Here is a 23,230-nt window from a genome sequence, read left to right on the forward strand (position 1 = left end):
GTCGCTCAGGCTGACTGACGCATCACCAGGGTGGCGCCGAGCTTGACGGTGCGCGCCATGCCCTGCTTCGGCGGATCGGCCTCGTCCAGCAAGGCCAGCAGGATCTCGACGCTGCGCCCGGCCATAGCGGCGAAATCCTGCGCCATGGTGGTCAGCGCCGGGCAGGTGTAGCGGCTCAGCGGATGATCGTCATGCGCAGCAACGCGCAGATCGCAATCGGGCCTGCGGCCGACCTTCAGGCCGCGCGAGAACGCGGCCGCCATCACACCAAAGGCGAGACGATCATTGGCGCACAGGATGGTGCGGCCGGGCAAGGTGCCGGCCTCCAGTATTTTTTCCGTCTGCTCGTAGCCGATGCGTTCGAAATCCCAGGTGTAATCGCGGGTGCCTTCGATGACGACCGGCTTGAACCCGGCGGTCTCCATCGCGACGATGTAGCTTTCCTGGCGTTCGCCGGAGTTGTGGTTGACGTGTGGGATGTCGAGATAGACCGGCGGCTCACCCGAACGGCAGAGATAGTCGACGATGGTCGAGACGCTCTGCCGGTTGTCGTTGCCGACGAACGGCGTATCGCCCTCGATATAGGTGTCGAAATAGACAATCGGAATGTCCTGCCCGAGCTTGTCGAAGACGCCGCGGTCGGAAGCCAGACCCAGTGGGGCGATGATCGCGCCGGCGACCTTCAGGGACAGCAGCGTCCTGACCGACTCCGCCTCCAGCTTCGGCGAACCATGCGAGGAGATGACGATCGGCCAGTAGCCTTCGTCGCGGCAGCGAAATTCGATGCGGCTGACCATCTCGGCGTAGAACGGATCGGTGATCGTCGGCACGACGATGCCGATGTTGCGGGTGCGCTTGCGGTTGAGATTGCGGGCGAAAAGGTTGGGCTGATAGTCCGAGGAGCGCAGGGCGGCTTCGATGCGCGCCCGCGTCGCCGGCTTCACGCTCGCCGGATCGTCGAAATATTTGGACAGCGTCGGCCGGGACACGCCGCATGCCTGGGCGAAGTCGTCCATCGTGCGGTGTGTCTTCTCCGCCATCGATATATTCCTGATCCCCTGCCATGATCGGCCCCGCCACCAGTCATGCGGCCGTTGACCGGATGCGACAATGCTCGACAGAACTTATTCAGTCAATTTTCACGGTTACCAATAGAGCGCAAAAAAATTGCATGCGTCAAATTATTTGTTAACGTTTAAAGCTGACGTGGCTCGCCGCCGTTTTCCCGCCAAACGCTTTCGGACAGCGCTGTTTCGTCGACTTGATCGTCAGTTCGACGATCGAGGGATAGGCTGCAGAAGCTTGCCGCTCGCTCTCGGCTACGGGCCTGCTTGCCAAATGTCGCCATGCCGCCCATACACGGCTTGGGCAATCGCCTCGCCCGTTCGCCACCTGCCAGGGATACTGTCCGATGTCCGCGACGCCGTGGTCAAAGCCGTGACGGACCACTCCATGCCATCGCTTGCCGGCCTGGGCTGGACGGATTTTTTTGGCGACCAGCTCGAACCCGGCGACGCCGATCTTGTCCCGACGCGGATCGCCACCGTCCACCGGGATCGCCTGACCGGCCTGTCCCAGGCAGGGCCGGTCGATCTGACGCTGCCGGCGCAGGCGAACACCGGTGACTATGCGGTCGGCGACTGGGTGCTGGTCGATGGGCATGAACACCTTGTCCAGCGCCGCCTGTCCCGCAAGACGGTGTTGGAACGCCGCACCCAGGGCGGCAGGGTGCCGCAGCTTGCCGCGGCCAATATCGACACGCTGTTCATCGTCACTTCGTGCAATGCCGACTTCAACCCCGCCCGCCTCGAGCGCTACCTGGCGCTGGCCAACGAGGCCGGAACGACGCCGGTGATCCTGCTGACCAAGGCCGATACCGCTGAAGACGCCGGGAGCTATGAAAGGCAGGCTGCCGCGCTGCAGCGTGGATTGCCGGTCGTGATGCTGAACCCCCGCACATCGGATGCGGCAACCGTCCTGGCTGCCTGGTGCGGTGTCGGCCAGACGGTGGCGCTGATCGGCTCCTCCGGCGTCGGCAAATCGACGCTGGTCAACACGCTGGCCGGATCGGCGCAGCAATCGCCGCAACAGACCGGAGGCATTCGCGAGCACGATTCCAAGGGACGCCACACCACCACGTCGCGATCGCTGCACGCCATTGCCGGCGGCGGCTGGGTGATCGATACGCCGGGCATGCGGACTTTGCAGGTCAGCGACGTCGCCTCCGGCATCGACACGCTGTTTGCCGAAATCACCGAGCTCGCGCCGCTCTGCAAGTTCCGCGACTGCACGCATGTGCATGAGCCGGGCTGCGCTGTGCAGGCTGCCTTGAAGGCCGGGACGCTCGATCCGGAGCGCCTTGCCCGCTGGCGAAAACTGTCCGACGAGAACCAGAACAACACGCCGGTTCAGAGCGGACCCCGCGGAGCCAAGTCTCCCGGCGGTCGCGGGAAGAGGCGTTGAACGGTTGGGGTTGATCTGGCGTCGGACTAGAGCCGCGCCGTCCCGAAAACGCGATCCCAGAACGTCGACGTCACACCGAAATTGGCCGCTTCGTCAATGTGGTGATGCACCGCGTGGCGACGCTTGAGCGTGTAGAGATAGCTCGGATGGGCGGGGTGCCAGTGATGGATCATGTGGTGGATGCTGATGTACCAGAGGTACCCCAGCATCAGCCCGCAGCTTACCGCGCTCGCGGTTGCGAAGTCCGAGACCACCCAAACGGGCACAAACGCGATCAGCGCATGCACGCCGAGGCTGAGCCAGGTCGGCGTGCCCACCGAACTGCGTTCCTCGACATGGTGACGGTCGTGCAGGTCCTTGATGTAGGGAATATGGTGAAGAACGAACCTGTGCAGCACATACTCGATCAGCGTCCAGAGGCCTAGACAGGCGAGGACCGTGCCGATCCAGCCTGGTGCACTCTCTTCGCCGGACTCGAGCAGCCCGGCCACTGCCAGCACGGCGATTACCAGCGGATACACGACGAAGTCGCTATAGTAGCCAATAAGACCGAGTTGCATCGTCACCTAGCCTTCGAGCCGCCAAATAAGCGATGGTATCAGATTGCCGGACTCGCGGGTGAGGTGCAATGCAGACGTGCCTGACATAGCGTCGCAATCCCCTAGTGCAAGGTTCGCGTCAACGATTCAAGGACCATCGGCAGGCTGCCGGCTTCGCAAACGGACGTACAAAAATGGCAAAACGCAGTGCGGGATTGCTGATCTATCGCCGCAGCGACGGCGATCTCAGGGTGTTGCTGGTTCATCCGGGTGGACCGTTCTGGGCGAAGAAGGACGATGGTGCATGGTCGATACCGAAGGGCCTCATCGGCGAGAACGAGGACGAGTTGGCGGCAGCGCAGCGCGAGACCGAGGAAGAGCTCGGCATCAGGGTCGATGGGTCCTTCACGCGTCTCGGCGACTACAGGCAACCAGGCGGAAAGATCGTCATGGCCTGGTCTGTCGAGGCGACCGCCGACATTGATGTCGCCGCCATCACGAGCAACATTTTTACCATGGAATGGCCGCCAAGGTCGGGATTCCTGAAGGAGTTCCCGGAGGTGGACAGAGCGGGCTGGTTCACCTTGGCCGAGGCCGAGGTGAAGATCCTCAAAGGGCAGCGCCCGATGCTGTCGGACTTTGCCAGGCAGCAAGGCGCCGGATGATCCGCGGCCCTCAGTACGGCAGGCCGACATAGTTCTCGGCGAGCGCGGTCGATGCGGCACGTGACTGCACGAGGTAGTCGAGTTCGGCCTCCTGGATGCGCTGGCCGAACTCGCCGGTGTCTGGAAAGCGGTGCAGCATCGTCGTCATCCACCAGGAGAAACGCACCGCTTTCCAGACCCGTGCCAGAGCCTTGCCTGAATAGGCGTCGATGCCGGCCGTTGACTTGTCGCGATAGAAATCGTGCAGGCCGGCAAAGAGATAGCGCACGTCGCTGGCGGCGAGGTTGAGGCCCTTGGCGCCGGTCGGCGGCACGATGTGGGCGGCATCACCGACCAGGAAGAGCCGGCCGAAGCGCAGCGGCTCGGCAACGAAGGAGCGCAGCGGCGCGATCGATTTCTCGAAGGACGGTCCAGTGACGACATTTGCCGCCGTCTGCTCCGGCAAGCGGCGGCGCAACTCGTCCCAGAAGCGCTCATCCGACCACGCCTCCACGCGATCGTCCTGCGGGCACTGCACATAGTAGCGGCTGCGATGCGTCGAGCGCATCGAGCACAGCGCAAAACCCCGCTCGTGATTGGCGTAGACCAGTTCGCGGTCGGCTGGCGGCACCTCGGCCAGCACGCCGAGCCAGCCGAACGGATACCGCCGCTCGAAGATTTTTAGCGCACGCTCGGGCACCGATTTGCGGCTGACGCCATGATAGCCGTCGCAGCCGGCAACGAAGTCGCAGTCGATGCGATGCGTGACGCCGTCCTTGTCATAGGAGGCGAAAGGCGCGGTGCCGTCGAAATCGTGCAGAGCGACATCTGCCGCCTCGTAGATCGTGGTCAGCCCTGCCGCGTCGCGCTTGTCCATCAAATCGTGCGTCACCTCGGTCTGGCCATAGACGGTGACATGCCTGCCGTCGGTCAGCGCCTCGAGGTCGATGCGATGCAAGCGTCCGTCGAAGGCGAGCGAGATGCCAGTATGCGGCAGCCCTTCGGCATGCAGCCTTGCCGCCGCGCCGGCCTGTTCCAGCAATTCGACGGTGCCCTGTTCGAGCACCCCTGCCCGCACGCGGCCAAGCACGTGCTCGCGGCTCGCACGTTCCAGAATGACCGTCTCGACGCCGATGCCGGCCAGCAGTTGCCCAAGCAGCAGCCCGGACGGCCCGGACCCGATGACGACGATTTGCGTGCGCATCAGAGGCCGAGACTTTCGACCTGTGCGGCCAGTTCGGCGGCAAGGCGCAGCGACGCGGCTGTGGCGACGGCCATTTGCGGCAGCAGCAGCCACTCCAGCGTCCAGGCAGCGCCCGACCGCTCCTGCTCATGCACGAGCGCCTGATGCATGCCGGCAAGCTGCGTGGCGTTGAAGCGGGCAAGCGCCACCAGCGCTTCGGCCTTCACCGGGTTCTTCTTGTGCGGCATGGCCGACGAGCCGCCGCCACCGGAAAGCTCGATCTCGGTTCCATCTTGCGCCAGCAGCGCGATGTCCTGGCCGAATTTGCCGAGGCTGCCTGATACCAATGACATCAGGCCGGCAAAGTCGGCGAGCGCGTCACGCTGGCTGTGCCACTGCGGTGCGTCGCCAAGACCAAGCCTGGCGGCAAGTGCCGCGCGCACCGCCGGCCCCTTGTCATCAAGCTTTTCCAGCGTGCCGGCGGCACCGCCGAATTGCACCACCAGCAGACGCCTGGACTGCTCGGATAGCCTCTCCTGATGCCGTTGCAGCGGCGCCCGCCACGCCGTGACGCGATCGGCCACTTTGATCGGAAGCGCCTTCTGCATGCGCGTCATCCCGGTCAGCGCCCTGCCGCCAAAACGCTCTTTGAGCGAAGCGAGGCGTATGACGGTTTCAGTCAACAGCAGATCGAGATGCTCGACGACGGATTTCAGCCGAAGCATCAGGCCGGTGTCGATCACATCCTGGCTGGTCGCACCGAAATGCACTTTCCGGCCATGCGGTTCGCCGACCGCAGCCCTGATCTGGCGCACCAGCTCCGGCACCATGACGCCGTCCTTGGCGACCCCGGCTCGCAGCAGAGCCGTGTCCGGCCGGAAGGTGCCAAGCGCCGCCACGATCGCTGCCCCGGCATCCTTGGGAATTATCCCGTTATCGGCCTCCGCTTGCGACAGCGCCTGTTCAAAGATCAGCATGGCCTCGATTTCCGCCTCAACGGAAAAATGCCTCGCCGCTTCTTCGTCGCCGAGAAGAGCGGAGAGCAGCGGATGGTCGAAAGGCGATACAGTCATGTCACAGGCCTCCTGAGCATCAGCTATCGAAGAAGACCGTTTCCTTCTCCCCCTGGAGATGGACGTCGAAGACATACATATCGCCTTGGCGCTCGGCGATCAGCGTCGGCACGCGAACGCGGTGCTCGATACGCGCGAGGATCGGATCTTCGGCATTGGCCTTTTCCTCGTCGGAGAAATACAGCCTTGTGTGCAGGCCGAGATTGATGCCGCGGGCGACAATCCAGAGCGTGATGTGCGGCGCCATCAGGCGGCCGTCCCGGAACGGCACGCGACCCGGCTTGACCGTCTCGAACGTGCAGAGGCCGGTGTCCATATCGGTCGGGCAACGGCCCCAGCCGAAGAAATTCGGATCGGCAGCACCACGCAGTTCGGCCGGCGAATTGTAGAGCCCATCCGCATCCGCTTGCCAGATCTCGATCAGCGCGTCCTTGAGCGGCGTGCCGGTGCCGTCAAGCACCCGGATTTCGAGACCGATGCGCTCGCCCTTGGTCCTGTCGTTGACCATGGTGGCGCCGAGATCATTGGGATAGACGCCGCCGATGCCGCAGAAATTGGGCGTCAACCCGATATGGACGTAGGGTCCGGCGGTCTGCGAGGGGCTTTCCCTGAGCCGGTCGAGCGACTGGGCCATCAATTGCCCTCCAGCCTGTTTTCGAACAGCGACGCGCGGCGGCCGCGCAGCACGATGTCGAACTTGTAGGCGCGCGCGTCGAAGGGGATCGTCGCTTGCATGTCGAGTATAGCGATGAGCGTTTCGATGGCCGCCTTGTCGGGGATGCCGCGCACGATCGGGCATTGCCAGATCAGCGGGTCGCCCTCGAAATACATCTGTGTGATCAGCCGCTGCGCGAAGCCATGGCCAAAGACCGAGAAATGGATGTGCGAGGGGCGCCAGTCGTTCGGCCCATTCGGCCAGGGATAGGGTCCAGGCTTGACGGTGCGAAACGCATAGCCGCCGTCCTCGGTGGTGAGGGCTCGGCCGCAGCCGCCAAAATTCGGGTCGAGCGGCGCCAGATAGCCATCCTTCTTGTGGCGATAGCGGCCGCCGGCATTGGCCTGCCAGAATTCGAGCAGCGCGCCGGGCACGCCAACGCCTCGCTCGTCGAGCACTCGGCCATGGACGATAATCCGCTCGCCGAGCGCGCTCTCGCCGGGCCTGGCGAAATTGTGGATCAGGTCGGCGTCAAGTTCGCCCAATATTGCGTGGCCGAAAACGGGGCCTGCAATCTCCGACAGCGTGTTGTCGAAGACGAGGGGGGCTTTTTGCGGCGAGCGCAGCATCGAGGTCTTATAATTCGGCGTCAGAGCCGGCGGATGCCAGGTCCGATCGCGCCGGAAGAAGGCGCCGGTCTCGGGCCTCGTCGAGCCGGACTCAGCGGGCATTCCTGGCTCCGTCCATTTCCGAAAACACGTCCTTGGCTATTCTGAAGGCACGGTTGGCGGCCGGCACGCCGGCATAGATGGCGACATGCAGGAACGCCTCGCAGATATCGTCGCGCGACGCACCGGTGTTGACGGTGGCGCGCACATGCATGGCGATCTCCTCATCATGGCCGAGTGCGGCCAGCAGCGCCAGCGTGACGATCGAACGCTCACGCTTGGTGAAGCCCGGCCGTGCCCACACCGTCCCCCAGGCCGCCTCGGTAATCAGCTCCTGGAACGGCTGGTCGAAATCGGTGGCGGCGATTTCGGCCCGGTCGACATGGCGGTCGCCGAGCACCGAGCGCCGCACCGCAAGGCCGGTGCGATATCTGGCTGCGTTGCCGGGGACTTCATCCATGGGTTTCTGCTCCAGGGGCAAGCGATGCGATAAAACTGCGAATCAGAGCGGTGAGCGCCTCAGGCTGTTCGACGCAAGGAATGTGCCCGGCATCGCGGATGATCTCGAAGCGCGCGCCGGGGATCAGCGCAGCCAGCGAGCGGACGAGATCGGGAGGCGTCGAGCCATCCTGATCGCCGGCGACGCAGAGCGTCGGTACCGCGATGTGGCGCGCGCTGTCGGTGAAATCCGCATCGCGAACGGCCGCGCAAGTGCCGACGTAACCTGCAAGCGCTTGCCTCGTCATCATGTTCCAATAGCCGTCGAGCTCGGCCACACGCGCCGCGTGGAAGGCGGCGGTGAACCATACTTTGAGCACGCCATCGGCAATCGCTTGGATGCCCTTGCTTTCGACCGTCGTGATGCGTGTATTCCAGCTGTCCGTCGTGCCGATCTTGTGTGCCGTGTCGCAAAGGATCATGGCCTCTATGATATCGGGGCGTCTGGCATAAAGCCCCTGAGCGATCATGCCGCCGACCGACAGGCCGCACAGCACGACCTTGCTCAAGCCGAAATGATCGATGAGCGCCGAAAGATCATCGACATGATCGTCGATCGACCTGATGTCGCCGATATCGGACAGCCCATGGCCGCGCTTGTCATAGACCAGCAGCGGCATTTCACCATCGAGCGCCGAGACAATTTCGTCCCAGATCCGGAAGTCGGTGCCCAGTGAATTGATGAATATGATCGGGCGCGCATTGCCGGCCGCCTTGGTGTGGCGATGGTGCAGCGTGATGCCGCCGATGGTGACGAATGGCACGGTTTTGGTCCTCCGCCTCCACATTGCACAAGGCGTTTGGTTCGGTAAAATGATATTTTGCGCCATTTCATTAACTCAGGGGTTATCAAATCCATGGCCGAGAGCCGCATCCGCTTCCGTCACCTGCAGGCATTTCTGGAGGTCGCACGGCAGGGAAGCGTGGCCAGGGCGGCCGACTTCCTGCATGTCAGTCCGCCAGCGGTGACCAAGACACTGCGCGAACTGGAAGAGGCGCTGGGTGTGGCGGTGGTCGAACGCGATGGCCGCGGTATCAGGGTGACACGGCTGGGCGAAATCTTCCTTGGCCATGCGGGTACTGCGATCACAGCATTGAAGCGCGGCGTCGATTCCGTCCGCCAGGACGGGGCAATCAATCGCCACCCGATCCGCATCGGCGCGCTGCCGACGGTGTCGGCCCGGGTGATGCCGCTTGCCATGAGCCTGTTCCTCAAAGAGGGCACCGGTGCGGCGATCAAGATCGTCACCGGCGAGAATGCGGTGCTGCTCGAACAGTTGCGCACCGGCGCGCTCGATCTCGTCGTCGGACGGCTGGCGGCGCCGGAAAACATGACCGGCTTCTTCTTCGAGCACCTCTATTCCGAACCGGTGCTGTTCGTGGTGCGGGCGGGACATCCGCTGCTTGACCCGGGACAGGATGTGTTCGCACGGCTCGATGAATTCCCGATGCTGATGCCGACACGGGAATCCGTCATCCGCCCCTTCGTCGACCGCCTGTTCATCACCAACGGCATGAAGGCGCCGGCAACCGAGATCGAAACCGTCTCGGACTCCTTCGGCCGCGCCTTCCTGCGGCAGAGCAATGCCGTCTGGATCATTTCGGCTGGCGTCGTTGCCAACGAACTCGGCAGCGGCGCCTTCGTCGCCTTGCCGGTCAACACCGAGGAAACCAAGGGACCGGTCGGCCTGACCATGCGCACCGACACGGCCCCCTCGCCGGCCTTCTCCATCCTGCTGCAGACCATCCGCGAAGCGGCAAGGCAAAGCAGTTGATGCGGCTCAGATTGGCGATCAGGCCGCCTGCGAAGGCGTGAAGCGAACGCATGCGGATCGCATCTGCCCGGGTACCAATACCATGCAGCCAGTGTCGATGCCAGCGTCCCTGCGATTGAAGGCATCGGTGATGTTGCTGACCGGCTCGGCGCAGAAGAACGGCTCACCGGGCGGCGTATAGAGGACGAGGAAATCCAGCGGCGCCTCGGCCTCGATGTCCAGTTGCCGTCCACGCTCCGGCCAGGAGATCCGGGCGCGGCGCTCCCATCCGGTGAAAACCGTGTCGAAGTCCGTCTCCGACACGTCGAAGCCCGTGGTCGGGTTGGCGCCAGCGGGCGGCAGGACGTGCCGGATGGGCAGGATTTCCGCATCGGTCTCCCACATGCCGGACACCCGCGCCTGGACATGCGTCCACGGCGTCGACGGGAAATAGGGATGCAGCCCAAAGCCTGCCGGCATCGGCGTGTCCGACAGGTTGCGCAGCGAGATGGCGATGACCAGCCCGCCATCGGCCAGCGAGATCGCTTGCCTTGCTTCATAGCTCCATGGCCAGGAATCGGCGGCATGACGATAGGATAGGACGGTGGTGCTGGCTTCGTGCCGCACGACTGTCCATTGCCGACGCCAGCCATGGCCGTGCTCATGGTGCGGATCGTCAGGCCCTGTCGGCAGTTCGACGGTGCGGCCCGCGAATGCGAACCGGCCGCCCCTTATGCGATTGGAATAGGGAACCAGCGGGAAGCAGGCCATGGCGCCGGCATCGCGGCTGTCGATCGCCGCCTGATCCGCAGGGCGCAGCCAATCCACCACGGAACCGTTTTGCCGCCAGCGATACGACGCCAGCGCGCCGCCGGCGGCCGGGGCAATCTCCACAGTTGCAATGCCATCGCTGATCGAGACCAGCTCTTGGTGCTGCTCGGCAACGGCAGCGGAATTCTTTGTCATCGGCACTCCCCCATCACTTGACTCCAATCGCAACGCCTATAAGACATATCATATGAATAGTATGAAGAATAAGAAATCTTTCAGCACGGCGCGCACGTCGAGGATCGCGGTGGCGGTTTCCAGCGGTTCCACCGCTCTGCATGCGACTGTCGTCGAGCAGATCGGATTGCGCATCGTGCAAGGCGATTTCCTGCCCGGCGAGGCGCTGCCCAATGCCGACGATTCCAGTGAGATGCTGGGGGTCAGCCGCACGGTGCTGCGCGAGGCGATCAAGGTTCTGGCCGGCAAGGGGCTGGTCGAATCGCGGCCGAAGACCGGCACAAGGGTGCGTCCCCGTTCCGACTGGAATTTCCTCGATCCGGATGTCCTGTCATGGCGCTATGCCAGTGGTGTCAGCGCCGAGGATGTCCGGGCGCTGTTTGAGCTGCGGCGGGCGATCGAGCCGATGTCGGCCGCGCTCGCCGCCCAGCGCGCCACGCCGGCGCAGATTGCCGAAATCAATGCCGCTCTGGCCGAAATGGAAGCCGTTGTCGACGACGGCGACCGCTTCGCAAAACCTGACCTCCTGTTCCACCAGACCATCCTGCGCATGACCGGCAACGAGCTGATCGGCTCGCTGGCCGCACTGGTCGAAACCGCATTGGTGATGAGTTTTCGCCTCTCCAACGACAATCCTGAAGGGCAGCGCCACTCTTTGCCGCTGCATCGGGAAGTGGCGGAGAAGATTGCATCCGGCGATGCGACAGGTGCGCAAAAAGCGCTGCTGGTGCTCATCGACAATGCCGAGGAAGATGTGCGCCGCAGCGTCGAGAACCGCAACAAGCGCCGCCAGGATCGGGAACAGACATCGTGACCGACACCAAACGCAAGCTGCGGTCCGAGGCCTGGTTCGGCGGTGAAGGCAAGAATGCCTTCATGCACCGCAGCTGGATGAAGAACCAGGGCATCCCCGCCGACGCTTTCGACGGCCGCCCGGTGATCGGCATCTGCAACACATGGTCGGAACTGACCCCGTGCAACGCGCACCTGCGGGCGCTGGCCGACCACGTCAAGCGCGGCGTCTATGAAGCCGGCGGCCTGCCGCTCGAATTCCCGGTGATGTCGCTGGGCGAGAGCAACATGCGCCCCACCGCCATGCTGTTTCGCAATCTGGTCAGCATGGATGTCGAAGAGTCCATCCGCGGCAATCCGATCGACGGCGTCATCCTGTTGGTCGGCTGCGACAAGACCACGCCAGCACTGCTGATGGGCGCTGCGTCGTGCAATCTGCCGACCATTGCCGTTTCCGGTGGGCCGATGCTCAACGGCAAGTTCCGCGGACAGGATATCGGCTCGGGTACGCATGTCTGGAAATTCGCCGAGGAAGTGAAGGCCGGCCGCATGCCGGTCGCCGACTTCCTCGCCGCCGAACAAGGCCAGAGCCGTTCGGCGGGCAGCTGCATGACGATGGGAACAGCCTCGACCATGGCCAGCATGGTCGAAGCGCTCGGCATCGGCATGCCGGACAATGCCGCGATCCCGGCTGTGGATTCGCGCCGTGGCGTGCTCGCCCAGATGGCCGGACGCCAGATCGTCGATCTGGTCCGTAGGGACGTGACGATCGCGCAGATCCTCACCAGGCAAGCGTTCGAGAACGCCATTCGCGTCAACGGCGCGATCGGCGGCTCGACCAACGCGGTGCTGCATCTGATCGCCATCGCCAACCGGGTCGGTGTCGATCTCAGCCTCGAGGACTGGGATCGCCTTGGCCGCGGCGTTCCAACCATTGTCGACCTGATGCCGTCGGGCCGGTTCCTGATGGAAGATTTCTACTACGCCGGGGGGCTAGCTGCGGTCATGGCGTCGCTTGATGAAGTGGGGCTTCTTCATCGCGATGCCATGACCGTCAGCGCCAAGACCATTGGTGAATTGATCGACGGCGCGCCCAACTACAACAGCGAGGTGATCCGCCCAATGAGCGAGCCGCTGACCAAGGAGGGTGGCATCTCGATCCTGCGTGGCAATTTGGCGCCTGACGGGGCGGTCATCAAGCCGTCGGCGGCAACGCCGGCGCTGATGCAGCATCGCGGCAAGGCGGTGGTGTTCGAGAACATCGAACACTACTACGCGCGTATCGACGATCCGGAGCTGGACATCGACGCCTCCTCGGTGATGGTGCTGAAGAACTGCGGGCCGCGCGGTTATCCCGGAATGGCCGAGGTCGGCAACATGCCGCTGCCGGCGAAACTGCTCAAGCAGGGCGTCTCCGACATGGTGCGCATTTCGGACGCGCGCATGAGCGGCACGGCCTACGGCACAGTGGTGCTGCATGTGGCACCGGAAGCAGCCGCAGGCGGCGCGCTGGCGCTGGTGCGCGACGGTGACCTCATCGAGCTCGATGTCGCCGGCCGCCGGCTGGAGCTTTTGGTGTCGGACGAGGAACTCGCAATCCGCCGGCGTGACTGGAAGCCGCCGGCGCCGCCTGAAGGCGGCTACCAGAGCCTCTATGTCGAGCGCGTTCTGCAGGCCGACAAGGGCTGCGATTTCGACTTTCTCGTCGGCCGGCGCGATGCCGGCATTCCTCGGCATTCGCACTAGAGGGGCGCGCGATGACGGATGAAATCGGCTACGCGATCTATCCAAGCCTCAAGGGCCGCAGCGTGTTCATCACCGGTGGCGGCAGCGGCATCGGCGAAAGCCTGGTGCGCCATTTCTGCGCGCAAGGCAGCCGCGTCGCCTTCGTCGACATGGCCGAGGAGCCTTCACGGCGTCTGGTCGACGCGATCGCGGCCGAAGGACATGCCGCGCCGCTGTTCATTCCCTGCGACCTGCGCAACGTCGAAGAGTTGCAGGCGGCAACCGTGCAGGCGATGCAGCACAATGGCCCTATCCAGGCGCTGTGCAACAATGCCGGCAATGACGACCGCCACCAGACCAAGGACGTGACGGTTGCCTACTGGGACGACCGCATGGCGGTCAATCTGCGCCACCAGTTCTTCGCGGCGCAGGCGGTGCGTCCGCAGATGAGCACGCTGGGCGGCGGCTCGATCATCAATTTCGGCTCCATCACCTGGATGGTCGGCGATCCGGATTGCCCAGCCTATGTCACCGCGAAAGCCGCTGTTTACGGCATGACGCGGGCGCTGGCCCGCGAACTCGGCCCGGAGCGCATCCGCGTCAACTGCATGGTGCCGGGCTGGGTGATGACCGAGCGCCAGATGCGCCTGTGGCTGAACCCGGCCGGCGAACGTCAGATCAAGGAAAGGCAATGCCTGCCCGACCGGCTGCAACCCTCCGATATCGCGCGCATGGCGCTGTTCCTCGCCGCCGACGACAGCCGCATGTGCACAAGCCAGCAGTTCATCGTCGATGCGGGCTGGGTGTGACCCGTACGGCTTCAAAGGAAGAAGGTTAGTTCATGCGTCTTGTACAGTTCAAAATGGCCGACGGCAGCAGACGGGTTGGCCGTGTCTCGGATGACGGCAATCATCTGCACCCGCTCGAAAAGACCAGCAGCGTGCTGGAGCTGGCCGAAGCGGCAATCGCCCAGGGCACGTCGATCGCAGCGCTGGTCGAGAAGCAGACGGGCAGCGCGACGATCGACTACGACCAGTTGTTGCGCGATGGCCGGCTGCTCGCTCCGGTCGATCATCCGGAACCGGCGCGCTTCCTAGTCACCGGCACCGGCCTGACCCATACCGGAAGTGCCGCCGCACGCGACAAGATGCATGTGCTGACTCATGGCGAGGATGCCGAGGAATCGGATTCGCTGAAGATCTTCCGCATGGGCCTGGAAGGCGGCAAGCCCGCCGCAGGGCAGATTGGCATCCAGCCCGAATGGTTCTTCAAGGGCGTCGGCACCTGTGTTGTGCCGCCCGGTGCGCCGCTGCCGTTGCCGGCCTTCGCACGCGCCGGGGCCGAGGAAGCCGAGATCGTCGGCCTCTATCTCAATGGGCCGGACGGCCGCCCCTACCGCATCGGCTATGCGCTGGGCAACGAATATTCCGATCATGTGACGGAGGCCGAGAATTATCTCTACCTCGCCCATTCCAAGCTTCGCTCCTGCTCGATCGGACCGGAGCTTTTGGTCGGCGACCTGCCCGACGAAGTGCGCGGTCATTCCCGCATCCTGCGCGACGGCACTGTCATCTGGGAGCAGGAGTTCCTGTCGGGCGAAGCGCACATGTCGCACTCGATCGCCAATCTCGAACACTTCCATTTCCGCTACCCGATGCACCGCAGGGCGGGCGACCTGCATGCCTATTTCTTCGGCGCCGCGGTGATGAGCTACGCCTCCGGCGTCAAGACGGCTTCCGGCGACGAGTATGAAATCCAGGCACAGACATTCGGCAAGCCACTGCGCAACCGGATGGTGTCGGTGCCGGACGAGGGACTGGTCGCTGTTACCCAGCTGTGACGGCAAAAGTCCGGAAACTGCGGTCCACCAGAATGACAATGGGAGATTGAAAATGGGACTGAAAAAACTGTTTCTAAGAATGGCGACAATCGGGCTCGGCATCGGCCTGATGACATCGGCGGCACTCGCCGCGAATCTGCGGGTACTGGCCTGGGACGGCTACGCCGATGCCGACTGGGTCAAGGACTTCACCGCCGCGACCGGCATCGGCGTCGATGTCGTCTTCATCGGCAGCGACGACGAGATCTGGGCCAAGATCAAGGGCAGCGAAGGCCAGGACTTCGACGTCTTCGCCGTCAACACCGCCCAGTTGCAGCGCTACATCAAGGCCGACCTGGTGTCGCCGATCGACGTCACGAAGCTCGCCAACCAGAAAGAAGTGCTGCCGCGCTTCCGCGACCTGACGGCGGTCAGCGGCGTGACCAAGGACGGCAAGGTCTACGGCATTCCGTTCTGCTTCGACTCCATCGGCCTGATCTACGACACCGACAAGGTCAAGCCGGCGCCGACCTCGATGTCGGTTCTGTGGGACCCGGCCTACAAGGGCAAGGTTCTGGCCTACGACAATGGCGAGCACAATTTCTCGTTCACGGCGCTGACGCTCGGCTACAAGGATCCGTTCAACCTCAACGAAGAGCAGATGGCTGCAGTCAAAGCCAAGCTGGTCGAACTCAAGCGCAACGTGCTGAGCTTCTACACCACCGCCGACGAGGCGCAGCAGATCTACCAGAACAATGACGTGGCCCTGATCTGGGCCAATTACGGCCAGCAGCAGGTCAAGGCGCTGCAGAAGATCGGCGCCCATGTCGCCTACGTCAATCCAAGCGAAGGCGCGCTTGCCTGGCTCGACAACTGGGTCATTTCCAAGGGCGTCCGCGACAATGCGGCGGCCGAGAAATGGATCGACTTCATGCTGAGCAAGAAGGTCGGCGGCGAGCTTTCCGAGCGCACCGGCTTCGGCAACACGGTGACGGAAACCGGCAGCGCCGGCGGCAACGACAAGCTGGTCTGGCTCAACAATGTCGAGGACCCGCTCAAGCGTTCGGACATGTGGAACGAGGTCAAGGCGACGCCCTGATCTTTCCGCTCCATGCCTTCGAAGGACCCGGCGGTCCGGAGTTCCGGACCGCCGAAGCGTATGCGAGAGTATTTCATGAACCAGAACACCGACCTCTTGACGCTGCGGTCCGTCTCGAAATCCTACGGCACGGTCCCCGTGCTGCACGACATCGACCTGTCGATCAAGGACGGTGAGTTCCTCACCGTGCTCGGGCCTTCGGGCTCCGGCAAGACCACGGTGTTGCGGCTGATCGGCGGACTGGAACCGCTGACGTCAGGCGAGATCCGTCTGGACGGCCAGGACATCAGCCGCATGCCGATCAACCGGCGGCCGTTCAACACCGTGTTCCAGGACTATGCGCTGTTCCCGCACCTGACCGTTTCCGGCAATGTCGGCTACGGGCTTTCGGTTCGCCATATCCAGCGCAAGGAAATCGCGCGCCGTGTCGCGGAGGCGCTGGAGCTCGTCCAGCTTGGGCGTTTCGCCGACCGCTTTCCCGCGCAGCTCTCCGGCGGCCAGCGCCAGCGTGTCGCGCTCGCTCGTGCACTGATCTGCCAGCCGCGCCTGATCCTGCTCGATGAGCCGCTGGCGGCGCTCGACCTCGAACTGCGCCGGCAGATGCAAGTCTTCCTGAAGTCCATCCAGCGCGAAATCAAGACCACCTTCCTGTTCGTCACCCATGACCAGGAGGAAGCCATCGGCATGGCCGATCGGATCTGCGTCATGGAGGCCGGCCATATCCGCCAGCTCGGCACGCCGCACGACCTTTACTACAGACCGAATTGCGAATTCGTCGCGCGCTTCTTCGGCGAGAACAATCTGGTGGCCGGAAAACTTGGGGCCGTCCAGGGCGAGCTGCGATCGATCGAGACGGCGCTCGGGCGCCTGGTCTGCTCGATCAGCAACCAGCCGCATCTGAAGGCCGCGGCGGAAGGCGCCAGCGCCTACGCCGCATTCCGCCCCGAGGCTTTGCATCTTGCGGATGCAAAGGACACCGACAACCGTTTTTCCGGCACGATCTCCGATCTGGCCTTTGCCGGCTCGTCGACCGTCGCCACCATTATGGCCGGTGCCGACAATGCCGCGCAACGCTTGCGGCTGCGTGTGCCGAGCCGGGTCGACGGCAGTGCGCTCAAATCCGGCGAGACCGTATCGCTTTCGTTTGCGCCGCATGAAGGCCATCTGGTGCTGGCATGAGCGAAGCCGGATCGACACAGCATGCGGAAAGACGGCTGTCGCTGCTGGTGACAGTGCTGGCGTTTGCCTTGCCGGTGGTCTTCGTCCTGGTGCCGCTGGCGATCTTCCTCGGCTACAGCTTCTACAGTGTCGACCAGGGCACCATCGTCTACGGGTTATCCCTGGGCAACTATGTCAGGTTCTTCACCGATCCGGTCTTTCTCCCGGTGTTCTGGAACACCATCGTGCTGTGCGTGTCGGTTGCCATCATCTGCATCCTGCTCGCCTATCCCGCCGCCTATTTCCTGACGACACTGAAAGGCCGCTGGCGCTATGCCTTGCTGATGCTGCTGCTGGTGCCGCTGCTGATGAGCTACGTCATCAAGATCTATGCGATCCGCAGCATCCTCGGCCTCAACGGCTTCCTCAACAAGGCACTGGTGGCGCTCGGTATCCTGCAGGAACCGTCGACGCTTTTCGTGTTCAACATGAATGCCATCCTTTTGACGCTGACCCTGCTCTTGATCCCCTTCGCCATCCTGCCGATCTTCCTGTCGCTGGAGCGGATTCCGCAGGTGCTGCTGCGCGCCTCCGACGATCTCGGCGCGAGCGGCTTGCAGACCTTCCTGCGCATCACCTTGCCGCTCAGCCTGCCCGGCGTCGCTTCGGCGGCGAGCTTCGTCTTCGTGCTGGCGATCGGCGATTTCCTGACGCCGCAAATGGTCGGCGGCATCAGCGGCTTCACCTTCGGCCGCATCCTCTACAGCCAGTTCGGCACGGCCTATAACTGGCCGTTCGGCGCGGCGCTGTCGGTGGCGCTGGCCGTCGTGGTGATCGCCGCAATCCTCGTCGGCGAACGCTTTGGCCGCAACCGGGGGACTTCGGTATGAGCGCCCTGCCCCGACTGTCCACGATCTTTCTGGCCGCGATCACGACACTGGTTGCGGTCCTGCTCTACAGCCCGCTGTTCGTGCCGATCGTGTCGTCGTTCTTCACCATTTCGCATGGCTCCGTCGACTGGTCGGCGCCGACCCTGTCGACCTATGTGGCGCTGGCTGAAAACCACGACATATTGGTCGCCTTGCGCACCACGCTGATCGTCGGCGTCTGCACCGTTATCCTGTCGGTGGTCAGCGGAACGCTGCTGGCGCTCTATTATCACGGGCGCCGTTCCGGACGCTCGGTGCTGCAGTTCATCATCTTCCTGCCGTTCCTGATGCCACCGATCATCAGCGGCCTGGCGCTGCTGATCTTCTTCCGCGAAATCGGCCTCGAACGCTCGCTTTTGACGGTCGTCATCGGGCATACGGTTTTCGTGCTGGCGATCGTCTACCGCACGGTGCTGATGCGGCTGCAGTCGATGAGCCGCACGCTGGTCGAAGCGTCCTACGATCTCGGTGCCACAGGATGGCAGACCTTTTGGCGCATCATCCTGCCGAACCTGTCGAGCGCCATGGTCGGCGGCGCCATCCTGGCCTTCGCGCTGTCGTTCGACGAGACCATGATCACGATCCTGGTCACAGGTACCCAGAGCACGCTGCCGGTCAGGCTGTGGGCAATGATGCGGCTTGGCTTCTCACCCGACATCAATGCGCTGGTGGCGCTGATCCTGATGTTCACCGTGCTGCTCTGCGTGCTCGCCGCCCGCTTTCTCATCCCCAGGCAGGTCGCGACGGAACGGACCTGAGGTGCCGGGCAAGAGCGTCGCAATGAAGCAGCCATATTTCTTGGTCCGGCATCGACGCTGACACAATCGATGCCGGACAAACGGAATGATGCTTACTGAAGCTTGGCTTGCAGGGCGTTGACATCGTCGGTGGTCATTTCGCCGTCGGTCGCCACCTTGCCGTCGACGATCTTCCACAGCCGGAATGGGCCGGTGATGTCGCCATATTTGTCGAAGGCGACCGGGCCGATGACGCCTTCGTAACGGATCGGCTTGCCGTCCTTGATCAGGCCGAGCGCCTTGGCGAACTCTTCCTTGCCGGCAAAGATCGGCGTGCCGGCCGGATCGACGGCCTTGTACATCGCGTCCTTGATCTTGGCCGGATCCTCGGAGCCGGCAATGGCGATGGCGAGGCCAACGATGGCACCAGCATCATAGGAACGGTCAGCCGCCGGATTGGTCGGTTCGATGCCGGAGAATTCCTTGTAGTTCTTGGTGAAATACTCCGTCGATGCTGTCGGGCTGGTGCCGGACGACGTGCCATAGGCCTCTTTCAGATAATCGGCGCCGACGGACTCGATGAAGTCAGGGCTGTTCATGCCGTCATTGAGCAGGAATTTCTGCACGCCGCCTTGCGAGATCCAGGTGCGGGCGACCGTGGCGCCGTCGACCGGCGTGCTGACGAGGTAAAGGCCGTCGGGCTCTCCGGCCATGGCAGCCGTGACTTCCGAGGCATAGCTCGACTGCTTTTCATTGTAGGGCGTGTCGGAGACGATGGTGCCGCCGAGCGCTTTGTAGGCGCGCGAGAATTCGGCCACCATGTTGACGCCGAAATCGTTGTTGACGTGGATGATCGACAGCTTCTTGAAGCCCTTGTCGATGGCGTATTTGGCGGCGACAACGCCCTGCAGCGCATCCGAGGTGATGGTGCGGAAGAAGATGCCGTTGGTCTTGCCGTCGCGGCCGAGCGCGGTCAGCGTCGGCGAGGACGAAGCCGGCGAGACCTGGACGATCTTGGCTGGTGCCGTCACCGAGGTCAGGATCGGGATCGACACCGAGGAGATGATGCCGCCGATGATGACCGGCACCTTCTTGACCTGAACCAACTGGGTGGCTGCGTCGACCGCTATGTTGCCCTGGCTCTGGCTGTCGCGCGTGTCGGTGACGAGATCGCAGCCGCGCACACCGCCGGCTCCGTTCATGTCGCGAAAGGCCATCTCGACCGACTTGGCGCCGGCCTGACCATATTCACCGGCCGGGCCGGTCAGTTCCATAACGAGGCCGACGGTGATCTTGCAATCTGCGGCCTGTGCCGCACCCGCCATTGTGACGAGAGCAAGTGCTGTGGTGAGTTGGAGTATCGTCTTTGTCATTGTTGTTCCCCTTTCGTTACTCAACTGTATTTGATCTCTGGAGCCTGTTTCAGCGTTCCGGCACCTGCAGCCAGGTTTCATGCAGATGTCGCCATTCGACGCCGTTGGGCGCCGATGAACTGGTGGTGAAGACGGCGCTCGACTGGCGGCGGCTGTGCTTGCCTGCGCGCAGCTGCGCTTCGACATAAAGGACGACGATGGTATCAGCGTCCTGCCAGCCGGGCCGGATGTCTTCGATCGAAATAGCAAAACCGTCGTCGCAAGAGGCGCGGCTTGAGCGGACATGGTCGACAACCGCTTCGCGATCGAGGACCTGCCCGTCCGGCGCGACCATGCTGAGGTCTTTGCCCATGGCGCGTTCGAAGCGGCCGAAGTCCACCGTGTTGGCGCGCGGGGCAACGAACCAGTCGACGAAGAAGCTATGCAGGTCGATGATTTCGGCGCTGGCGCGTGAAAACAGGGAGGGCTCGCCGCTCATTTCTTCCCCGCATTGAGGTTGTAGTGCATGATCGAGCCGTGACGGCCGTGACGATCGCGCTCCAGCGTGTAGACGTCGCCCTCAAGGCCGGTGCCTTGCACGATGACGGCCGCAATCCGCGTCCGGTCCCCGGCATCGAGCGAAACGTCCATGATCTTTGCATTGGCCAGCGCATGCGCCTGGTTGCGGGCGCCAACGATGACGGCCGCCACTTGCGGCTGTTCGAGCACCCAGGCGCTGGCGACGGTGGCGATGTCGACGCCGTGGCGGTCGCCAACGGCCTTCAGCGCCTGAAGCAGGGACTGGAACAGGTCCCAGCCGCCGAAATCATCGATGATCAGTTTGTATTTGACCAGCGAGCGGTTTTCGAGCGGCGTGGCCGGTTAGGCCCCGCCGAGCCATTTGTCGCTGAGGAAACCGCCGGCGACCGAGCCATAGCAGAGGAAGCTGACGCCGTTCTGTTTTGCGAGCGTGGCAAGGCTGTTGCCGGGCCGCTGGTCGAGCACCGAATATTGCAGTTGCTGGCTGACCAGCGGGATACCCGCAGCGAGGATTTCGGCCAGCCGCGGCGTGTCGAAATTGGTGGTGCCGAGATTGCGCACCTTGCCTTCCAGCCGCAGTTCATCGAGCCAGCCCATCGCATCGACATAACGAGGCTGCGCATAGTCCCACCAATGGAACTGCACGAGATCGAGCCGCTCGGTCTTCAGCCGCCGCAGCGACTGATCGACGATGCCCCTGACATAGTCGCGGCTGATGCTGGCCAGCCGTTCAAGGTCGGGCACCAGCTTGGTGTGCACCTTCATCCGGGCCGCGACATCGAGGCCGCGCTCGCTGGCCAGCCGCAGACGCGCGGCGCCGATCAGTTCCTCGACACCGGTGTAGATGTCGGCGCAATCATAGGTCCAGATGCCGGCATCGAAGGTAGCGATCAGATCGGCAACCGCTTGGCTGCGGTCGATGGCGCCGTGCCCGCCGGCCAACTGCCAACCGCCGCGAATGACGCGCGAGATGGTATAGCCGGGGCCGAGTTCGAAGGTCTTGGCACTCATCTCTGGTCAGTCTCCTTCGGCAGCGGCACGGCCGTGGTTTCGGCATGGCTGAACCGCCGCTTGGCCACCCTGACGATCCGGAGCCGGCTGGCGCAATTGGGATCGGGACAAGCGATCTCGGCGTCCGAGGTCATCCAGTCGTTCGGGTGGGTTGGGCGCTGCTTGGCCGCCAGCAGAGGCAAGACGGCGGCGAGCGAATAGATCGAAAAACCCTGCCCTGCCGGCATCGACAGCATCTCGCCCTTGAGTTCGAAATAGTCGCCTTCCTTGGCGCCGCAGTAGATCGGCTTGCCCTCGGGGATGACCGCCTCGACGCGGAGATCGAAGAGTTCGAAACTGTCGTCAACCATTTCAGGCCTCCACCAGACTGAAGGTGACATCGCAGGCGCCGTTGCGCCGGATCACGCCGCAAGCAGCGGCGAATTGATCGCGCTCTTCGGCGCGCACTTGCGCCACCACGCTGCCGGCGAGCCAGCCTATCGGGAACAAGAGGCGCGCGCCCTGCCCGTAGTAGAGGCCGATGTCGAAGATCGCATTGGGGTTGCCGCCCCACATGCGCGGCGGCACATAGGACAGCACGATGTCGCCCGGCTGCGGCGTCAGCGTTGCGTTCTCGGCCGGCAACGGCCTGGCATAGGTCTGGCCCTCGAGATCGGCTGATGGAACCGGACAGGAGATTTCCGGCCCTGTCCACATCGCATGGATGCCGGGGACGACGCGTGGCGTGCCGAGATAGGCCGAGAGAAAGGCAGCGTTTTCCGGCGCCTTCTCGGGCAGCAACAATGCCGTGACGGAAAGCTGCGAGCGCGGCTCGGTGATGCTGATTGCGGTCATGTCTGGTCTTTCGCGGCGGCGGCCCGCAGCTTACTGCGCAGGAAGGTGAAGGGTCGGCTGATGTCGGCGGCCAGCGACTCGCGCGCTGACTGCGCATCCTGCGTGGACAGTGCCGTGACGATGCGGCGGTGATACTGGGCGGTGTCGACCTCGCCGGCCTCCGAGAAGGCATAGATGGCGACACGAATGCAGGGACCTGATTGCAGCCACAGGCTCTCGATCATCGGGATCAGCACGGCCGAGCCGCAGGAGCGGTAGATCTCGAAATGAAAGCTCTGATTGAGCGTCACTTCGCGATCGACGTCTTTCTTGTGTTTCAGCGCCCGCATCTCGTCCCATTCGCCGAGAATGGTTTCGATGGTGGCGATCTGGCGCGGCCCCATGCGGGCGGCCGCCAGCGCGATCGCCTCGCCCTCGATCAGGATGCGGGCGCGCAAGAGATCATCGAGCCGTTCCAGCGTGATCGGCGGCACGCGCACCGAACGATTGGGCAGCGCCTCCAGCGCCTTTTCCGTGATCAGCCGGCCGAGCGCCTCGCGCACCGGCATGGTCGAGGTGACCAACGCATCGGCAAGACCACGGATGGTCAGCACCTGGCTCGGCTCGAACAGGCCACCGATCAAGGCACGGCGCAATTCCGAATAGACACGATCCTGCACCGTCTCACGGCCGACCGGCGCAAGCTGGGCCGCGATCGCCTCGTTGTTCTTTTCGATGGCAGCCTTCTGCATTGAATTCCGTTCTTGGCCGGT

Annotated in this window: 25 protein-coding genes and 1 pseudogene; 11 read left to right on the forward strand and 15 right to left on the reverse strand. The window is 63.6% G+C overall.

What is annotated here, in order from left to right; genetic code table 11:
• Positions 1 to 5 precede the first annotated feature (5 nt).
• Positions 6 to 1,040, reverse strand: coding sequence for a LacI family DNA-binding transcriptional regulator (locus NKH52_RS16580; protein ID WP_127291142.1), 1,035 nt, complete (start codon positions 1,038 to 1,040; stop codon positions 6 to 8).
• Between the two features lie 412 nt (positions 1,041 to 1,452).
• Here NKH52_RS16580 and rsgA point away from each other — a divergent pair, with 412 nt between their 5' ends.
• The gene (rsgA, locus tag NKH52_RS16585; RefSeq protein ID WP_352722141.1) at positions 1,453 to 2,463 is read left to right on the forward strand and encodes a ribosome small subunit-dependent GTPase A; all 1,011 of its coding nucleotides are present in this window, start codon (positions 1,453 to 1,455) and stop codon (positions 2,461 to 2,463) included.
• Between the two features lie 26 nt (positions 2,464 to 2,489).
• On the opposite strand, the gene NKH52_RS16590 is transcribed toward rsgA, so the two are convergent.
• Positions 2,490 to 3,023: a sterol desaturase family protein gene (locus NKH52_RS16590; RefSeq protein WP_352731334.1), complete on the reverse strand. Its 534-nt coding sequence runs from the start codon at positions 3,021 to 3,023 to the stop codon at positions 2,490 to 2,492.
• A gap of 173 nt (positions 3,024 to 3,196) precedes the next feature.
• On the opposite strand from NKH52_RS16590, the gene NKH52_RS16595 reads away from it, so the two are divergent.
• A complete protein-coding gene (locus NKH52_RS16595) occupies positions 3,197 to 3,667 on the forward strand; it encodes an NUDIX hydrolase (protein WP_352731337.1) in 471 nt (156 codons plus the stop codon).
• 10 nt (positions 3,668 to 3,677) lie between these two features.
• Here NKH52_RS16595 and pobA read toward each other — a convergent pair whose 3' ends face one another.
• From pobA to pcaD, 6 genes are read right to left on the reverse strand one after another with little or no spacing between them, the layout of a single operon-like run.
• Positions 3,678 to 4,850 carry a 4-hydroxybenzoate 3-monooxygenase gene (gene pobA / locus NKH52_RS16600; protein ID WP_352731339.1) on the reverse strand — a complete coding sequence of 391 codons (1,173 nt, stop codon included), beginning with the start codon at positions 4,848 to 4,850 and terminating at the stop codon, positions 3,678 to 3,680.
• Positions 4,850 to 5,902 carry a 3-carboxy-cis,cis-muconate cycloisomerase gene (locus NKH52_RS16605; RefSeq protein WP_352731341.1) on the reverse strand — a complete coding sequence of 351 codons (1,053 nt, stop codon included), beginning with the start codon at positions 5,900 to 5,902 and terminating at the stop codon, positions 4,850 to 4,852. The genes pobA and NKH52_RS16605 overlap by 1 nt, the downstream gene beginning before the upstream one ends.
• A gap of 19 nt (positions 5,903 to 5,921) precedes the next feature.
• Positions 5,922 to 6,536 carry a protocatechuate 3,4-dioxygenase subunit alpha gene (gene pcaG, locus NKH52_RS16610; protein ID WP_352731344.1) on the reverse strand — a complete coding sequence of 205 codons (615 nt, stop codon included), beginning with the start codon at positions 6,534 to 6,536 and terminating at the stop codon, positions 5,922 to 5,924.
• Positions 6,536 to 7,288 (reverse strand): protocatechuate 3,4-dioxygenase subunit beta, encoded by a 753-nt coding sequence (gene pcaH / locus NKH52_RS16615; protein ID WP_352731347.1) that lies wholly within the window; start codon positions 7,286 to 7,288, stop codon positions 6,536 to 6,538. The genes pcaG and pcaH overlap by 1 nt, the downstream gene beginning before the upstream one ends.
• On the reverse strand, positions 7,278 to 7,685 hold the full coding sequence (gene pcaC, locus NKH52_RS16620) for a 4-carboxymuconolactone decarboxylase (protein WP_352731349.1): 408 nt from the start codon (positions 7,683 to 7,685) through the stop codon (positions 7,278 to 7,280). The genes pcaH and pcaC overlap by 11 nt, the downstream gene beginning before the upstream one ends.
• Positions 7,678 to 8,487 carry a 3-oxoadipate enol-lactonase gene (gene pcaD / locus NKH52_RS16625; RefSeq protein WP_352731352.1) on the reverse strand — a complete coding sequence of 270 codons (810 nt, stop codon included), beginning with the start codon at positions 8,485 to 8,487 and terminating at the stop codon, positions 7,678 to 7,680. Before pcaD ends, pcaC begins: the two co-directional genes overlap by 8 nt.
• Before the next feature lie 93 nt (positions 8,488 to 8,580).
• Here pcaD and pcaQ point away from each other — a divergent pair, with 93 nt between their 5' ends.
• Entirely contained in the window at positions 8,581 to 9,498 is a 918-nt protein-coding gene (pcaQ, locus tag NKH52_RS16630) for a pca operon transcription factor PcaQ (protein ID WP_352731354.1), read from the forward strand.
• 18 nt (positions 9,499 to 9,516) lie between these two features.
• Here pcaQ and NKH52_RS16635 read toward each other — a convergent pair whose 3' ends face one another.
• Positions 9,517 to 10,443, reverse strand: coding sequence for an aldose 1-epimerase (locus tag NKH52_RS16635; RefSeq protein ID WP_352731357.1), 927 nt, complete (start codon positions 10,441 to 10,443; stop codon positions 9,517 to 9,519).
• Positions 10,444 to 10,495: 52 nt separating this feature from the next.
• Between NKH52_RS16635 and NKH52_RS16640 the strand changes: the two genes are divergently transcribed.
• The 8 genes from NKH52_RS16640 (at position 10,496) to NKH52_RS16675 (ending at position 18,762) form a co-directional block, all read left to right on the forward strand.
• Complete coding sequence (locus NKH52_RS16640; protein WP_352967395.1) at positions 10,496 to 11,296, forward strand: FadR/GntR family transcriptional regulator; 801 nt, start codon at positions 10,496 to 10,498, stop codon at positions 11,294 to 11,296.
• Positions 11,293 to 13,020: an IlvD/Edd family dehydratase gene (locus NKH52_RS16645; RefSeq protein ID WP_352731362.1), complete on the forward strand. Its 1,728-nt coding sequence runs from the start codon at positions 11,293 to 11,295 to the stop codon at positions 13,018 to 13,020. The genes NKH52_RS16640 and NKH52_RS16645 overlap by 4 nt, the downstream gene beginning before the upstream one ends.
• 11 nt (positions 13,021 to 13,031) lie before the next feature.
• Entirely contained in the window at positions 13,032 to 13,808 is a 777-nt protein-coding gene (locus NKH52_RS16650) for an SDR family NAD(P)-dependent oxidoreductase (RefSeq protein ID WP_352731365.1), read from the forward strand.
• 32 nt (positions 13,809 to 13,840) lie between these two features.
• Entirely contained in the window at positions 13,841 to 14,839 is a 999-nt protein-coding gene (gene araD1 / locus NKH52_RS16655) for an AraD1 family protein (RefSeq protein WP_352731367.1), read from the forward strand.
• A 52-nt stretch (positions 14,840 to 14,891) separates the two neighbouring features.
• Positions 14,892 to 15,917 carry an ABC transporter substrate-binding protein gene (locus NKH52_RS16660; RefSeq protein WP_056581589.1) on the forward strand — a complete coding sequence of 342 codons (1,026 nt, stop codon included), beginning with the start codon at positions 14,892 to 14,894 and terminating at the stop codon, positions 15,915 to 15,917.
• Positions 15,918 to 15,992: 75 nt separating this feature from the next.
• Positions 15,993 to 17,096 carry an ABC transporter ATP-binding protein gene (locus NKH52_RS16665; protein WP_352731369.1) on the forward strand — a complete coding sequence of 368 codons (1,104 nt, stop codon included), beginning with the start codon at positions 15,993 to 15,995 and terminating at the stop codon, positions 17,094 to 17,096.
• Positions 17,093 to 17,965 carry an ABC transporter permease gene (locus NKH52_RS16670; protein WP_352731371.1) on the forward strand — a complete coding sequence of 291 codons (873 nt, stop codon included), beginning with the start codon at positions 17,093 to 17,095 and terminating at the stop codon, positions 17,963 to 17,965. Before NKH52_RS16665 ends, NKH52_RS16670 begins: the two co-directional genes overlap by 4 nt.
• Complete coding sequence (locus NKH52_RS16675; RefSeq protein ID WP_023808816.1) at positions 17,962 to 18,762, forward strand: ABC transporter permease; 801 nt, start codon at positions 17,962 to 17,964, stop codon at positions 18,760 to 18,762. The genes NKH52_RS16670 and NKH52_RS16675 overlap by 4 nt, the downstream gene beginning before the upstream one ends.
• 92 nt (positions 18,763 to 18,854) lie before the next feature.
• On the opposite strand, the gene NKH52_RS16680 is transcribed toward NKH52_RS16675, so the two are convergent.
• From NKH52_RS16680 to NKH52_RS16705, 6 genes and pseudogenes are all read right to left on the reverse strand, one after another.
• The gene (locus NKH52_RS16680; protein ID WP_352731373.1) at positions 18,855 to 20,114 is read right to left on the reverse strand and encodes an ABC transporter substrate-binding protein; all 1,260 of its coding nucleotides are present in this window, start codon (positions 20,112 to 20,114) and stop codon (positions 18,855 to 18,857) included.
• Between the two features lie 49 nt (positions 20,115 to 20,163).
• Complete coding sequence (locus NKH52_RS16685; protein WP_352731375.1) at positions 20,164 to 20,592, reverse strand: hypothetical protein; 429 nt, start codon at positions 20,590 to 20,592, stop codon at positions 20,164 to 20,166.
• Positions 20,589 to 21,644: pseudogene (locus NKH52_RS16690) on the reverse strand (aldo/keto reductase). The gene NKH52_RS16685 and the pseudogene NKH52_RS16690 overlap by 4 nt, the downstream one beginning before the upstream one ends.
• Complete coding sequence (locus NKH52_RS16695; RefSeq protein ID WP_352731376.1) at positions 21,641 to 21,994, reverse strand: TIGR04076 family protein; 354 nt, start codon at positions 21,992 to 21,994, stop codon at positions 21,641 to 21,643. Before NKH52_RS16695 ends, NKH52_RS16690 begins: the two are co-directional and overlap by 4 nt.
• 1 nt (position 21,995) lies before the next feature.
• The gene (locus NKH52_RS16700; RefSeq protein ID WP_352731378.1) at positions 21,996 to 22,478 is read right to left on the reverse strand and encodes a DUF3830 family protein; all 483 of its coding nucleotides are present in this window, start codon (positions 22,476 to 22,478) and stop codon (positions 21,996 to 21,998) included.
• Positions 22,475 to 23,209: a GntR family transcriptional regulator gene (locus tag NKH52_RS16705; protein ID WP_352731380.1), complete on the reverse strand. Its 735-nt coding sequence runs from the start codon at positions 23,207 to 23,209 to the stop codon at positions 22,475 to 22,477. The genes NKH52_RS16700 and NKH52_RS16705 overlap by 4 nt, the downstream gene beginning before the upstream one ends.
• Between the last annotated feature and the right edge of the window lie 21 nt (positions 23,210 to 23,230).

This window comes from Mesorhizobium sp. M1066 (genome assembly GCF_040318635.1).
Taxonomy (GTDB): domain Bacteria; phylum Pseudomonadota; class Alphaproteobacteria; order Rhizobiales; family Rhizobiaceae; genus Mesorhizobium.